This is a genomic window from Bacillus sp. Nf3 (genome assembly GCF_003028545.1).
In the GTDB taxonomy this organism is placed as follows: Bacteria; Bacillota; Bacilli; order Bacillales; family Bacillaceae; genus Bacillus; species Bacillus safensis.
Window position 1 is genome coordinate 402779 of record NZ_PYUA01000003.1, and the last position, 14254, is coordinate 417032.

Annotated in this window: 15 protein-coding genes; all 15 read left to right on the forward strand. The window is 41.7% G+C overall.

Annotated elements, in window-relative coordinates:
* The first annotated feature begins 5 nt into the window (after positions 1 to 5).
* On the forward strand, positions 6 to 2033 hold the full coding sequence (locus C9414_RS11555; RefSeq protein ID WP_039178565.1) for a chemotaxis protein CheA: 2028 nt from the start codon (positions 6 to 8) through the stop codon (positions 2031 to 2033).
* Between the two features lie 24 nt (positions 2034 to 2057).
* A complete protein-coding gene (locus C9414_RS11560; RefSeq protein ID WP_024424157.1) occupies positions 2058 to 2519 on the forward strand; it encodes a chemotaxis protein CheW in 462 nt (153 codons plus the stop codon).
* A gap of 12 nt (positions 2520 to 2531) precedes the next feature.
* Positions 2532 to 3158, forward strand: coding sequence for a chemotaxis protein CheC (locus C9414_RS11565; RefSeq protein ID WP_024424156.1), 627 nt, complete (start codon positions 2532 to 2534; stop codon positions 3156 to 3158).
* Positions 3158 to 3658 (forward strand): chemotaxis protein CheD, encoded by a 501-nt coding sequence (locus tag C9414_RS11570; protein WP_039178568.1) that lies wholly within the window; start codon positions 3158 to 3160, stop codon positions 3656 to 3658. The genes C9414_RS11565 and C9414_RS11570 overlap by 1 nt, the downstream gene beginning before the upstream one ends.
* Before the next feature lie 24 nt (positions 3659 to 3682).
* Positions 3683 to 4450 carry a FliA/WhiG family RNA polymerase sigma factor gene (locus C9414_RS11575; protein WP_024424154.1) on the forward strand — a complete coding sequence of 256 codons (768 nt, stop codon included), beginning with the start codon at positions 3683 to 3685 and terminating at the stop codon, positions 4448 to 4450.
* Between the two features lie 21 nt (positions 4451 to 4471).
* On the forward strand, positions 4472 to 5011 hold the full coding sequence (locus C9414_RS11580; protein WP_039178571.1) for a hypothetical protein: 540 nt from the start codon (positions 4472 to 4474) through the stop codon (positions 5009 to 5011).
* Positions 5012 to 5166: 155 nt separating this feature from the next.
* Positions 5167 to 5901: a 30S ribosomal protein S2 gene (gene rpsB, locus C9414_RS11585; RefSeq protein WP_007499561.1), complete on the forward strand. Its 735-nt coding sequence runs from the start codon at positions 5167 to 5169 to the stop codon at positions 5899 to 5901.
* Positions 5902 to 5992: 91 nt separating this feature from the next.
* Complete coding sequence (tsf, locus tag C9414_RS11590) at positions 5993 to 6874, forward strand: translation elongation factor Ts (protein ID WP_107163667.1); 882 nt, start codon at positions 5993 to 5995, stop codon at positions 6872 to 6874.
* A 135-nt stretch (positions 6875 to 7009) separates the two neighbouring features.
* Entirely contained in the window at positions 7010 to 7732 is a 723-nt protein-coding gene (gene pyrH / locus C9414_RS11595; RefSeq protein WP_008344767.1) for a UMP kinase, read from the forward strand.
* 1 nt (position 7733) lies between these two features.
* Positions 7734 to 8291, forward strand: coding sequence for a ribosome recycling factor (gene frr, locus C9414_RS11600; RefSeq protein ID WP_024424150.1), 558 nt, complete (start codon positions 7734 to 7736; stop codon positions 8289 to 8291).
* A 129-nt stretch (positions 8292 to 8420) separates the two neighbouring features.
* Positions 8421 to 9203, forward strand: a complete 783-nt coding sequence (locus C9414_RS11605; RefSeq protein ID WP_039178577.1) for an undecaprenyl pyrophosphate synthase — start codon at positions 8421 to 8423, stop codon at positions 9201 to 9203.
* A 12-nt stretch (positions 9204 to 9215) separates the two neighbouring features.
* Complete coding sequence (locus C9414_RS11610) at positions 9216 to 10010, forward strand: phosphatidate cytidylyltransferase (protein WP_024424148.1); 795 nt, start codon at positions 9216 to 9218, stop codon at positions 10008 to 10010.
* A gap of 39 nt (positions 10011 to 10049) precedes the next feature.
* Positions 10050 to 11201 carry a 1-deoxy-D-xylulose-5-phosphate reductoisomerase gene (dxr, locus tag C9414_RS11615; RefSeq protein WP_107163668.1) on the forward strand — a complete coding sequence of 384 codons (1152 nt, stop codon included), beginning with the start codon at positions 10050 to 10052 and terminating at the stop codon, positions 11199 to 11201.
* Positions 11202 to 11207: 6 nt separating this feature from the next.
* Entirely contained in the window at positions 11208 to 12473 is a 1266-nt protein-coding gene (gene rseP / locus C9414_RS11620; RefSeq protein WP_107163669.1) for an RIP metalloprotease RseP, read from the forward strand.
* Positions 12474 to 12553: 80 nt separating this feature from the next.
* A complete protein-coding gene (locus tag C9414_RS11625) occupies positions 12554 to 14251 on the forward strand; it encodes a proline--tRNA ligase (RefSeq protein ID WP_107163670.1) in 1698 nt (565 codons plus the stop codon).
* Positions 14252 to 14254: the final 3 nt, after the last annotated feature.

The following is a 14254-nucleotide window of genomic DNA, read 5'->3' on the forward strand; positions in this document are numbered from 1 at the left end:
ACACGTTGGATGTAAACCAATACTTAGATATCTTTTTAGATGAAAGCAGAGAACACTTACAAACTTGTAATGAAAAACTTCTTGATTTAGAAAAGAACCCAACCGACTTGCAGCTAGTGAATGATATATTCAGAGCAGCTCATACATTGAAAGGCATGAGTGCAACGATGGGCTTTGATGATATGGCTCACTTAACGCATCATTTAGAAAACATGTTTGATGCTATCCGTAATGAACAAATGATTGTCACTCCTGAGTCAATGGATACGATGTTCGAAGCACTCGATCATCTTGAAGCAATGGTTCAATCGATTGCAGAAGGAGGAGACGGGAAACGTGATGTCACAGAGATTAGTAAAAAGCTAGATGTGACAGGAAGCCATGCTGAGGCAGCTTCTAGCGTTGAAACAGCAGATGCATCAGCAGCTGCTAATGACTTAGATTATAACGAATTTGAACGGACGGTTCTTGATGAAGCGAGAGAGCAAGGCTTCAAATGCTATGAACTCAACGTGACATTAAGCGAAGCGTGCTTACTAAAAGCCGTTCGTGTCTATATGATTTTTGAAAGACTAAATGAAGCAGGCGAGGTTGTCAAAACCGTTCCGAATGCAGAGCTGTTAGAATCAGAAGATTTCGAATCAGAATTCAGCATTTCTTATCTTTCTAAACTGCCGATGGACGAAGTGCAGAAAATCGTCACGGCGATCTCAGAGGTTGAGAAGGTTGAGATCTCTGAAGTCTCCGCATTTGATGAAGCAGCTCCGGCTGAAAAACAAGAGGCGCAGCCTGAACAGAAAAAAGAAGAAGTCTCCGTTCCTGCTGCGAAAGCGCCAGCAAATGATGCACCAAAAGCAAATGGCAATAACGGTGCAGCTGCCGGCGGAACAAAAACAATTCGTGTCAACATCGACCGTCTAGATTCTCTAATGAATCTATTTGAAGAACTTGTGATTGATAGAGGCCGATTAGAACAGATTGCTAAAGAATTAGAAAATAACGAACTGACAGACACAGTCGAAAGAATGACACGTATTTCTGGAGACCTGCAATCAATCATCCTGAACATGAGAATGGTACCTGTGGAAACTGTCTTTAATAGATTCCCGCGTATGATTCGTCAATTGACGAAAGAGCTTAATAAGAAAATTGAACTTATTATTGAGGGTGCTGAGACAGAGCTTGATCGAACAGTGATCGACGAGATTGGAGATCCGCTCTTGCACTTACTTAGAAACAGTCTAGATCACGGGATTGAATCACCAGAAGAACGTGTGAAAAAAGGCAAGCCGGAAAAAGGTACGGTTCTATTAAAAGCGTATCATAGCGGAAACCATGTCTTCATTGAAGTAGAGGATGATGGAGGCGGGATTAACCGTAAAAAGGTGCTTGAAAAAGCATTAGAGCGCGGGGTTATTACAGAAAGAGAAGCAGAAACGCTTGAAGATCATCAAATTGATTCATTGATCTTTGCAGCTGGATTCTCTACAGCTGACACGATTTCTGACATCTCAGGCCGCGGTGTAGGTCTTGACGTTGTGAAAAACAAACTGGAATCACTTGGCGGATCTGTGAGTATTAACTCAACAGAAGGTCAGGGCTCACTATTCTCGATCCAGCTTCCGCTGACACTATCGATTATTTCCGTTCTTCTTGTAAAACTGGAAGAGGAAACATTTGCGATTCCGATTTCTTCTATTATTGAAACGGCTGTCATTAAGAAAAGTGACATCTTGCAAACGCATGATCGTGAAGTGATTGATTTCCGCGGATTTATCGTACCGGTCGTGTACTTGAAGAAACAATTCCACGTACCAAATGCGAATGAATTAGAGGAAGAACTGCACATCATTGTTGTTCGTAAAGGAGACAAGCTGACAGCATTTGTGGTCGATTCATTTATTGGTCAGCAAGAGGTTGTATTGAAATCACTAGGAGATTATCTGCCAAACGTATTTGCGATATCCGGCGCAACGATCTTAGGTGACGGTCAAGTTGCACTCATCGTTGACTGTAATGCACTGATCAAGTAAAAAACAATAGAGGAGCGGTCTGAAATGAGTACAGATATCAAAACTGGCGAAAAGATGATTGTGTTTATCGTAAACAAAAAAGAATACGCCATTTCAGTATCAGAAGTAAAGTCCATTGAAAAATGGCAGCAGCCGACAAGAGTTCCTGGCGTTGCCCCTTATATATGCGGTGTTATTAATTTACGCGGTGTCGTGACACCTGTCATTGACCTGAGAGTCAGACTTGGTTCTACTGACAACGAGATTACAGATGAAACAAGAATGATCATTGTACAAGTAGGTGACATTGAAGTCGGCTGGATTGTTGATGAAGCAAATGATGTCATAACCGTCCATCAGGAAGAAGTAGAATCTTCTCCTGAATCAGCTGAAAAAGAAGGACAGTCATGGGTGACAGGTATTATTAAGCATGATCAGCGTCTTTTCAATATCATTCATGCCGGTGCTGTCCTCGACAAGAGCGTTCAAGGTGCACCTGTTCATTAAGGGGGATGTGAAATGAGCATTTTCAACGAAATTAAAGATGAACAGCTAGATATTTTAGGAGAGGTTGGGAATATCGGGGCAGGCCACGCAGCGTCTGCTCTTGCCAACCTATTGGATCGCAAAATTGATATGGCTGTTCCTTTTGTCAAGGTTCTCTCGTTTGAAGATTTAATGGATTTCTTTGGCGGTGCAGATCTTCCCGTTGCAAGCATTTTCCTGCGGATGGAAGGAGATTTAACCGGGTCAATCTTTTTCATTATGCCGTTTGAGCAAGCGGAGCAATTTGTAAGAGAGCTTGTCCAGGATCCGGCATTTGATATTGATACGATTCATGAACATGAGATGGGGACGTCAGCACTTCATGAACTGGGAAATATTTTAGCGGGCTCTTATTTATCAGCCCTTGCTGATTTAACAAAATTGCAGCTTTACCCAAGTGTTCCAGATGTCACGCTCGATATGTTCGGGGCTGTCATTAGTGAAGGGTTAATGCAATTCAGTCCTCTTGGCGATCAGGCGATTGTGATTGATACATCTATTTTTGATGATCAAAATAAGCAAGAGCTGAAAGGAAATATGTTTCTATTACCAGACTTTGAATCGTTTGAAAAACTATTCAAAGCATTAGGTAACCTATAATGAACGTGCAAATTCCGGCAGTTGTAAAGGTTGGTATTGCGGATGTTCAGCTTGTCAAAACACCGGACCGCATTCGGACATCCGGTCTTGGTTCTTGCGTAGGGCTTGTCTTGTTTGATCAAGAGAAAAAGCTGGCAGGCCTTGTCCATGTTATGCTTCCAGACTCCTCTCTTTCAAAAGGGACGGTGGAGAACTTGGCTAAATATGCAGATACAGGTGTCAAGCATACAATTGATCTGCTCCTAAAAGCAGGCGCACGCAAACATGCGCTAAAGGCAAAACTTGCTGGCGGGGCGGAAATGTTTAAGTTTAAGTCAACCAATGATCTTATGAGAATTGGACCTAGAAACGTTTCAGCTGTGAAAGAACATTTGTCTCTTCATCATATCCCGATTATTAGTGAGGATACAGGCGGAAACAGTGGCCGTACGATTGAATTCGATCCGCTTACGGCAGAGCTTGAGATCCGTACTGTGAAGCAAGGCATTATGAAGATATAACTAAGGAAGTATAGGGGGATAAAGATGCAATCCTTAAATTACGAAGATCAGGCGCTATGGGCTAGATGGAAAGAGTGGAAAGACCCTGCTGCTGGAGATGATCTTATGCGCCGCTATATGCCGCTCGTCACATATCATGTTGGAAGAATTTCCATCGGTCTCCCGAAGTCAGTGCATAAAGAAGACTTGATCAGTCTAGGGATGCTCGGTTTATATGATGCCCTTGAAAAATTTGATCCCGGAAGAGATCTGAAGTTTGATACATATGCATCCTTCAGAATCCGCGGGGCCATCATCGACGGTCTTCGTAAAGAGGACTGGCTGCCTCGTACATCAAGAGAAAAAACAAAAAAAGTAGAAGCGGCTATTGAAAAGCTTGAACAGCGTTATTTGCGTAATGTGACGCCGACAGAGGTGGCTGAGGAACTCGGCATGAGTGAACAAGATGTTGTCACAACGATGAATGAAGGATTCTTTGCAAATCTGCTCTCAATCGATGAGAAGCTGCATGATCAAGAAGACGGAGAAAACGTCCAAGTCATGATTCGCGACGAGAAGTCTGTGACTCCAGAAGAGAAAATGCTGAAAGATGAATTAATTGAACAGCTTTCTGAAAAAATCACTGAGCTTTCTGAAAAAGAAAAGCTCGTGATCAGTCTTTTCTATAAAGAAGAACTGACATTAACGGAAATCGGTCAAGTGCTCAATTTATCTACCTCGCGCATTTCGCAAATTCATTCAAAGGCCTTGTTCAAGCTTAAGCATCTGCTTGATAAAGCCATTCAATCTTAAAGAGTTAGTGAGTGAAAAAATATGTTATGGCTGATTAGCTTCATGCTTCATGCTGCACTTATTTATTTTGTGATTATTTTATATACGAGAATGAATTCGCTGAAGGCAACAGAACAAAAACAGCGAGAACTTCTAGAAGAAACGGAAAATACCCTGGCTGCATTTTTGATGGAAGTCAAAGAAGAGAATGACAAACTAACAAAAGTGGCAGCCGCTTCCCCTGATTTTTCTGCTGAAGAGCTGAAATCGGATCTTCAGACACCAAAGCAGCCACAACCACCAATTGAATCCCAGCAATCGGTCGAAAGTGAAGATCCCGTACCAGAGCACCTGTCGGCTCTTCTTAGCGAAGTTGAGGTGCAGGAAGAGAAGGTAAACGAACCCGTTCCACAACTTGAAACAGAGGCTTCTCTGCCTTCTAAAAGTGAAATAGAAGAAACATTCGAAGATCAAGTGAAGACCTTATATGATGAAGGGCGATCACTAGAAGAAATAGCGAAAGAAATGAAAACTGGCAAGACAGAAATCGAGCTTTTATTAAAATTTAGCGGAAAGCTGTAAAGGATTCTTGATTGTCAGTCCATCATGTGTTATATTATTTCTTGGTGTTAAATACACACGCTTAATGATTCGTATGAAGGTGCTGCCGTGGCGCAGTTTTATGTGAACATGACTTAAGCGGAGGAAAAAAAACCATTATATTAGGAGGCAACAAAATGTCAGTTATTTCTATGAAACAATTGCTAGAAGCTGGTGTTCACTTCGGTCACCAAACTCGCCGTTGGAACCCAAAAATGAAGCGTTACATCTTTACAGAGCGTAACGGTATCTACATCATCGACCTTCAAAAAACGGTGAAAAAAGTAGAGGAAGCATACAACTTCACGAAAAACCTTGCTGCTGACGGAGGAAAAATCCTTTTCGTTGGTACGAAAAAGCAAGCACAAGATTCAGTGAAAGAAGAAGCAATCCGTTCTGGTATGTTCTATGTGAACCAACGCTGGCTTGGTGGAACTTTAACAAACTTTGAAACAATCCAAAAACGTATCAAACGTTTAAAAGATATTGAAAAAATGCAAGAAAACGGTACTTTCGAAGTTCTTCCTAAGAAAGAAGTCGTTCAACTGAAAAAAGAATTAGAACGTCTTGAAAAATTCCTAGGCGGAATCAAAGACATGAAGGGTCTTCCGGATGCACTTTTCATTATCGACCCTCGTAAAGAGCGTATTGCAGTTGCAGAAGCTCGTAAATTGAATATCCCAATCATCGGTATCGTTGACACAAACTGTGATCCAGACGAAATTGATGTTGTGATCCCTGCAAACGATGATGCAATCCGTGCTGTAAAACTTCTAACTGCTAAAATGGCAGATGCGATTCTTGAGTCTAAACAAGGCGAAGAAGAAGCTGTTGTAGAAGAAACGACAGAAACTGAAACAACAACTGCGTAACCTATTCAAAAGGTGATAAGAGGGAAATGCCTTTTATCACCTTTTTTTCACCTAGTAATCCGTGTTTTAACATAGAAGGAGGAAATGTAAAATGGCAATTACTGCTCAATTAGTTAAAGAACTGCGTCAAAAAACTGGTGCAGGTATGATGGACTGTAAAAAAGCGTTAACAGAAACTGATGGTGACATCGAGAAAGCAATCGACCTTCTAAGAGAAAAAGGAATCGCAAAAGCTGCGAAAAAAGCAGACCGTATTGCGGCAGAAGGATTAACTCTTATCAAAACTGACGGCAACACAGGCGTCATCCTAGAAGTGAACTCTGAGACTGATTTCGTTGCGAAAAACGAAGGATTCCAAGCACTTCTTAACGAACTTGCTGATCATTTGCTAGCTGCTAAACCTTCAACAATTGAAGAAGCTCATGCTTCTAAAATGGAAAACGGTTCAACAGTTGAAGAGCATATCACATCTGCAATTGCGAAAATCGGAGAGAAAATCACTCTACGTCGTTTCTCTGTCATCACAAAAGAAGATAATGCTGCATTCGGTTCTTACCTGCACATGGGCGGACGTATCGGTGTGTTAGCTGTTCTTAACGGAACAACTGACGAAGAGCTTGCAAGAGACATCGCAATGCACGTTGCAGCTGTAAACCCTAAATACATTTCTCGTGATCAAGTGTCAGAAGAAGAAGCAAACCGTGAGCGTGAAGTATTAACTCAGCAAGCGCTTCAAGAAGGAAAGCCTGAAAACATCGTAGCTAAAATGGTAGAAGGCCGTCTAAACAAATTCTTCGAAGAAATTTGCTTACTTGACCAAGCGTTCGTTAAAAACCCAGATGAAAAAGTGAAACAAGTTGTAGCTGCGAAAAACGCAACTGTTCAAACTTATGTTCGCTATGAAGTGGGCGAAGGTATCGAAAAACGTCAAGACAACTTTGCTGAAGAAGTTATGAGCCAAGTGAAAAAATAATGTTTGAAAAGCTCTCTGGGGCTTTTTTAGGGGAGCACAAGCACTGTGTTCCCTATTTTTTAGAGGATATTGATTTACAAAAGGCAGTTTCTTACGCATAATAAGAGACGGTATAGTTTACACTTGGAGGTTATCATGAGCAAACCGAAATATAATCGCATTGTACTGAAGCTAAGTGGCGAAGCACTAGCGGGTGATGCTGGAAATGGAATTAACCCAACTGTCATTCAGTCCATTGCTAAGCAAGTAAAAGAAATTGCAGAGCTTGATGTTGAAGTTGCGGTCGTTGTAGGCGGAGGAAACCTTTGGCGCGGAAAGACAGGCAGTGATCTAGGAATGGACCGTGCAACAGCAGACTATATGGGGATGCTAGCAACAGTGATGAACTCACTGGCGTTACAGGACAGCCTAGAAACGCTTGGCATTCAGTCTAGAGTGCAAACCTCTATCGAAATGAGACAGGTTGCAGAACCATACATAAGAAGAAAAGCGATCCGTCATCTTGAGAAGAAACGTGTCGTCATTTTTGCTGCTGGAACAGGTAACCCTTATTTCTCTACAGATACTACGGCAGCACTTCGAGCAGCAGAAATTGAAGCAGATGTCATTTTAATGGCGAAAAATAATGTAGATGGTGTCTACAGTGCTGATCCTCGTACAGATGCGGATGCAGTAAAATATGATAAGCTTTCATATCTTGATGTACTTAAAGAAGGGCTTGCTGTAATGGATTCTACTGCGTCCTCATTATGTATGGACAATGACATTCCATTAATTGTCTTCTCCATTATGGAAGAAGGAAATATTAAACGTGCCGTAAATGGCGAATCAATCGGAACGATCGTGAGGGGGAAATAACGTGTCAAAAGAAGTGTTGAACCAAACGAAAGAAAAAATGGAAAAAGCCGTACAAGCATACGGACGTGAGCTTGCAACTGTTCGTGCAGGCCGTGCAAATGCTTCTCTGCTTGATAAAGTGACAGTTGATTATTACGGTGCACAAACACCTCTTAACCAAATTGCGTCAATCACAGTGCCAGAAGCACGTATGCTGATTATCACACCTTACGATAAAACAGCAATCGGTGATATCGAAAAAGCGATCCAAAAGTCTGATCTTGGCATTACGCCAACAAGTGACGGAAATGTGATCCGCATTGCGATTCCTGCGCTGACAGAAGAAAGACGTAAAGAGCTTGTGAAAGTAGTGAAAAAATACTCAGAAGAAGCAAAAGTAGCTGTTCGTAACGTTCGTCGTGATGCAAACGATGATTTGAAAAAGCTTGAGAAAAATGGGGAGATCACTGAAGATGAATTAAGATCATCAACAGAGGATGTCCAAAAATTGACAGATGAATATGTCGCTAAAATTGATGACGTGACGAAAGATAAAGAAAAAGAAATCATGGAAGTTTAAGAAAAAACTATGTACAATAGATAATAGTGAAAAGACCCTCTTCATGTTTACAGGGGGTTTTTTTGTTAATACTGTTGATGACTATATTATTAGCGGGAACGCAACCTTTTTGGGTGATGGAGGAATCTCATGCTCAATATACTCAAAAATTGGAAGAATCAGCAAACAGCAGCTTCCAACTTAGAAAGCCTGACAAAAGAAGACATATTAAATGGAGAAATTCCTGAACATATCGCCATTATCATGGATGGGAACGGAAGATGGGCGAAAAAACGTGCTCTTCCACGGGTAGCAGGTCATCATGAAGGAATGAAAGTCGTCAAGCGCATGACAAAGCTTGCAAATGAGCTGAATGTCAAAGTGCTGACTTTGTATGCTTTCTCTACGGAAAATTGGAAACGTCCAAAACTAGAAGTAGACTTTTTAATGAAACTTCCTGAAGAATTTTTAAACATCTACCTACCTGAACTCATCGAGGAAAATGTCCGTGTGCGTTTAACAGGTGATCCAGACGGCCTCCCACAGCATACGAAAAAAGCGGTAGAGAATGCAGTAAAGAGTACGGCAAATAACGACGGACTCGTTTTGAATTTTGCGCTCAACTACGGGGGGCGCACAGAAATCGTCTCCGCATGCAGACAAATTTCTGAAATGGTCAAAGAAGGTAAGCTTCAAGCAGAAGACATCACAGAAGAGATGTTTTCAGCTTATTTAATGACAGAATCTCTTCAAGATCCGGATTTGCTCATTCGCACGAGTGGAGAAATTAGATTAAGCAACTTTATGCTTTGGCAAATTGCTTACAGCGAGTTTGTCTTTACGGATGTGCTTTGGCCTGACTTTTCTGATGAGCACCTTATAGGCGCTATTGGAGAGTACCAGCGCCGCGGCCGGAGGTTCGGTGGAATTTAGAGGGTGGTGCAGATGAAACAAAGAATTTTGACGGGTGTTTTGGCAGCTGCAGTCTTTTTACTTGCTGTTATATATGGACAGATGCCATTTACCCTGCTGATTTATTTAATGGGAAGTGTCGCTCTCTTTGAGCTTTTAAGAATGAAAAAAATCTCGATTTTCAGCTTTCCTGGTATTGTCAGCTTAATATTGCTTTGGCTTTTAATGGGCGGAGACAACAGTTTCTTCCCAAACGTGGACGCATCAAAAATGCAGATTGCTTTATTCGCAGTCTTAATACTTTTAACTTATACAGTTTTGAGCAAAAACTCTTTCACATTCGATGAGGTTGCTTTTGTTGTATTAGCCACATTATATATTGGCGTTAGTTTCTATTATTTTATCCAAATTAGAGGCTTATATGGCATGAGTGCGATTTTCTTCGCAGCAGTGATTATTTGGTCTACTGACTCAGGAGCCTACTTTATTGGGAAATCTATGGGGAAACGAAAGCTTTGGCCAGAAATCAGCCCAAACAAAACAGTAGAAGGATTTATCGGCGGAATCGTCACAGCGGTCGTGTTGTCACTTGTGTTTCAGGCGGTTACAGGATTTTTGCCATCATATCTGCTTGTGATGTTTATTACTCTTTTACTCAGTATCTTTGGACAGCTTGGCGACCTAGTGGAATCTGCTTTAAAGCGTCATTATCACGTGAAGGATTCAGGGACAATTCTCCCTGGCCATGGCGGAATTTTGGACAGGTTTGACAGCTTTTTATTCGTTCTGCCGTTTTTATACTTACTGCTCGCAACGTTTGCCAGCTAACCTCATAGAAACTTATTGAACGAGAGAAGGAGTGGCAATTTGAAATATATTTCGCTATTAGGCGCAACAGGATCAATTGGAGAACAAACGTTAGATGTGATCAGGCAGCACCCGGACAAGTTTCAGCTGAAAGCCATGACATTTGGCAGAAATATAGCAAAGGCGATTCCGATCATTGAGCGCTTTCAGCCTGAATTCGTCGGCTGTGTAGACGAAGAAACCTATCACACACTAAAGAATCATTCATTTGCATACGATGTGAAGCTGGCTGCTGGTGATGAAGCCAACATCGAGGCAGCGACCTATGATGCAGTAGACGTTGTAGTAAATGCACTTGTAGGAAGTGTTGGACTTGTTCCAACACTAAAGGCCATTGAACAAAAAAAGACAATTGCACTCGCAAATAAGGAAACACTTGTGACAGCTGGTCATATAGTAAAAGAGTACGCCAAAACATATAATGTACCTTTACTTCCTGTCGATAGTGAGCATTCCGCTATTTTTCAATGCCTGCAAGGTGAACAAGCTAAAAATATTGAACGCTTAATCGTGACAGCTTCAGGTGGTAGTTTCCGAGATAAAAAACGAACTGAACTTGAAGGTGTTACGGTTGAAGAAGCGCTGAACCACCCGAACTGGTCGATGGGAGCGAAAATCACCATTGATTCAGCGACGATGATGAATAAAGGGCTCGAGGTGATTGAGGCACATTGGTTGTTTGATATCCCTTATGAACAAATTGATGTGCTGCTACATAAAGAGAGCATTATCCATTCGATGGTGGAATTTCACGACAAAAGCGTCATGGCTCAGTTAGGGACACCTGACATGAGAGTACCTATTCAATATGCACTCACATATCCTGACAGGGCGCCGTTACAAGAAGCGAAATCATTGAACCTTTGGGAGATTGGACAATTGAATTTCCAAAAAGCGGATTTTGACAGGTATCGCTGCTTACATTTTGCTTATGAATCAGGTAAAATAGGAGGGACAATGCCTGCTGTACTCAATGCAGCAAATGAAATAGCAGTTGATGCATTTCTGAAAGGCAAAGTAACGTTCCTGCAAATTGAAGAATTGATTGAAAAGGCACTAATTAGACATCATGTGATTTCAACGCCTAGTTTGCAAGATATCCATGAAGTGGACAAAGATACACGAGACTTTGTTCAATCAATCCTCACATAAGGTGGTATGTTCGTGAATACAGTGATTGCGTTTATTATTATTTTTGGAACGCTCGTTTTTTTCCACGAGCTTGGCCATTTAATTATGGCGCAGCGCGCGGGGATTTTATGCCGCGAGTTCGCAATTGGTTTTGGGCCGAAGATTTTCTCCTTTAAACGAAAGGAAACCGTTTATACCATTAGACTCCTCCCTATTGGCGGATTTGTGAAAATGGCTGGAGAAGACCCTGAAGTCATTGAAATTAAACCAGGTCATACAGTGGGGCTCTTATTCAATGAGCAAAATGAAGTAGAAAAGATCATTTTAAATGATAAAGAAAAATATCCTGATGCACTTGTCATCGAAGTTGAGCAGATCGATTTAGATCATGCCATGAGAATCTCGGGATATGAAGCTGGAAATGAAGATATTCTGACTGGCTACAATGTCAGCCAAACAAGCTTCTATATTGCAGATGGTGAAGAGATTCAAATTGCACCATACAATCGTCAATTTGGTTCAAAAACGGTTTGGCAGCGAATTAAAGCCATCGCAGCTGGACCAATTATGAACTTTATCCTGGCGTATGTGATTTTGGTTGCTTTAGGCTTTATCCAAGGGGTAACCGTTGATGACCCTGTACTCGGTAAGCTCACGAAAGACGGCCGAGCGGCGGAAGCTGGACTGATGCAGGGAGATCACATCGTTTCGATTAACGGCGAGAAAATGAATTCTTGGACAGACGTCGTTCAAACAGTTCAAAAGAACCCTGAGAAAAAAATGAATGTCGTCATTGACCGAGACGGCAAAGAAAGCACTGTGCAGGTTGTACCAGAAGCTGTGAAAGCTGACGGAAAAAGCATTGGCCGTTTCGGATCATATCCGCCAACGGAAAATGGATTCTTGAAAGTCATTTCATCTTCAGGCACAACCGTCATTTCAACGGCAGGTCTGATCTTAACGAACTTGCAAAAAATTGTCACAGGACAATTTTCACTAGATATGTTAGCAGGTCCTGTTGGAATTTATGACATGACAGGAGAAGTAGCCAAACAAGGTGTATTAACATTAATGCAGTTTGGGGCGTTCCTCAGTATCAACCTAGGCATCGTGAATTTGTTACCGATTCCTGCATTAGACGGAGGACGTTTACTATTCTTATTTGTTGAAGCCATTCGCGGTAAACCAATTAATCGTGAGAAAGAAGCACTTGTTGTCTTTATTGGTGTTGCTTTCCTCATGCTGTTAATGTTAGTGGTAACGTGGAATGACATCCAGCGGTTATTTTTATAAAAACCATTCTCTCTTGTTTCTCATTCCGGGAAACAAGAGTTTTTGTGAGAAGTCCTATTTCATAAATGAGGTGTAACGACATGAGACAATCCCTGACTTTCATTCCAACTCTTCGAGAGGTGCCGGCAGATGCTGAGGCAAAAAGTCATCAACTCTTAGTAAGAGCTGGATTTATTAGACAAAATACAAGTGGAATCTATCATTATCTGCCGCTTGCGCATAAAGTCATTCAGCATATTCAATCCATCGTCCGCATGGAAATGGAAAAGGCAGGCGCAGCTGAACTGTTAATGCCAGTGCTGCAGCAGGCAGAAATGTGGCAAGAGTCAGGAAGATGGTATACATACGGTCCAGAACTGATGCGTATGAAGGATCGCCATGGCCGCGAATTTGCGCTTGGTCCAACCCACGAAGAAGTGATTACATCACTAGTACGCAGCGAAGTGAAATCGTATAAGAAGCTACCTTTAACTCTATATCAAATTCAATCAAAATTCCGTGATGAACAGAGACCACGCTTTGGACTGCTGCGCGGACGTGAATTTATTATGAAGGATGCATACTCATTCCATTCTTCACCAGAAAGCCTTGACGAGACATACAACAAAATGTTTACAGCTTACTCTAATGTGTTCTCAAAAGTAGGTCTCAATTTTAGACCAGTCATTGCAGATTCTGGGGCAATGGGCGGAAAAGATACACATGAGTTCATGGCACTCTCAGAGGTCGGAGAGGATACCATCGCTTATTCTGATACTTCCTCATATGCTGCGAACATTGAAATGGCTGAGGCTGTATATCACGGAGATGAAGCAAATCCTGCGGACTTCAAAGAGCTTGAAAAAGTCCACACGCCGCAAGCGAAAACAATTCAAGATGTGGCTGGATTTTTAGAAGTTGATCCTTCTGCATGCATTAAATCTGTTTTGTTTAAAGCAGATGATGCGTATGTTCTCATCCTTACTAGAGGCGATCATGAAGTAAATGATGTGAAAGTGAAAAACTTAGTAGGAGCACAGCTTGTCGAACTAGCATCACGCGAAGAAGTGCTAGAAGTCATTGGAACTGAGCCTGGATTTGTTGGACCTGTTAAACTGGAAGCAGAAGTCGATATTTATGCGGACCTTGCTGTGAAGGGAATGACAAATGCAGTCGCTGGTGCAAACGAAGCGGATTATCACTATGTCAATGTCAACCCTGCACGTGATGTGTCAGTGAAAGAATTCACAGATCTTCGCTTGATTCAAGAAGGAGATGTTTCTCCAGACGGGGAAGGTACCATCCAGTTTGCAAAAGGGATTGAAGTAGGACAAGTCTTTAAACTTGGCACTCGTTATTCTGAGTCAATGGATGCAACGTACCTTGATGAGAATGGACGTGCACAGCCAATGATAATGGGCTGCTATGGCATCGGCATCTCTAGAACTCTTTCAGCGATTGTTGAACAGCATCACGATGAGAAAGGAATCATTTGGCCAGAAACAGTGGCACCATATGACCTTCACCTCCTTGCATTAAATATGAAAAACGATGCACAAAAAGAACTAGCTGAAACGTTGTACGAGCGCTTAGAAGATGAAGGCTTTGACGTACTTTTCGATGACCGCCAGGAGCGTGCAGGAGTGAAATTTGCAGACAGTGATTTAATTGGACTGCCAATTCGCATTAGCTGCGGTAAACGTTCAGAAGAAGGTATTGTTGAAGTGAAGTTTAGAAAATCAGGTGAATCACATGAAGTATCTGTTGATGATCTGATTTCATTTATACGCCAAGCATAAAAC

Bases quoted from the DNA above. Each gene is read 5' to 3' on its own strand.
- tsf (WP_107163667.1), top strand. From the start codon at position 5,993: ATGGCAATTACTGCTCAATTAGTTAAAGAACTGCGTCAAAAAACTGGT.
- C9414_RS11565 (WP_024424156.1), top strand. From the start codon at position 2,532: ATGAGCATTTTCAACGAAATTAAAGATGAACAGCTAGATATTTTAGGA.
- C9414_RS11570 (WP_039178568.1), top strand. From the start codon at position 3,158: ATGAACGTGCAAATTCCGGCAGTTGTAAAGGTTGGTATTGCGGATGTT.
- rpsB (WP_007499561.1), top strand. From the start codon at position 5,167: ATGTCAGTTATTTCTATGAAACAATTGCTAGAAGCTGGTGTTCACTTC.
- rseP (WP_107163669.1), top strand. From the start codon at position 11,208: ATGTTCGTGAATACAGTGATTGCGTTTATTATTATTTTTGGAACGCTC.
- C9414_RS11625 (WP_107163670.1), top strand. From the start codon at position 12,554: ATGAGACAATCCCTGACTTTCATTCCAACTCTTCGAGAGGTGCCGGCA.
- C9414_RS11560 (WP_024424157.1), top strand. From the start codon at position 2,058: ATGAGTACAGATATCAAAACTGGCGAAAAGATGATTGTGTTTATCGTA.
- pyrH (WP_008344767.1), top strand. From the start codon at position 7,010: ATGAGCAAACCGAAATATAATCGCATTGTACTGAAGCTAAGTGGCGAA.
- C9414_RS11580 (WP_039178571.1), top strand. From the start codon at position 4,472: ATGTTATGGCTGATTAGCTTCATGCTTCATGCTGCACTTATTTATTTT.
- C9414_RS11610 (WP_024424148.1), top strand. From the start codon at position 9,216: ATGAAACAAAGAATTTTGACGGGTGTTTTGGCAGCTGCAGTCTTTTTA.
- C9414_RS11575 (WP_024424154.1), top strand. From the start codon at position 3,683: ATGCAATCCTTAAATTACGAAGATCAGGCGCTATGGGCTAGATGGAAA.
- C9414_RS11605 (WP_039178577.1), top strand. From the start codon at position 8,421: ATGCTCAATATACTCAAAAATTGGAAGAATCAGCAAACAGCAGCTTCC.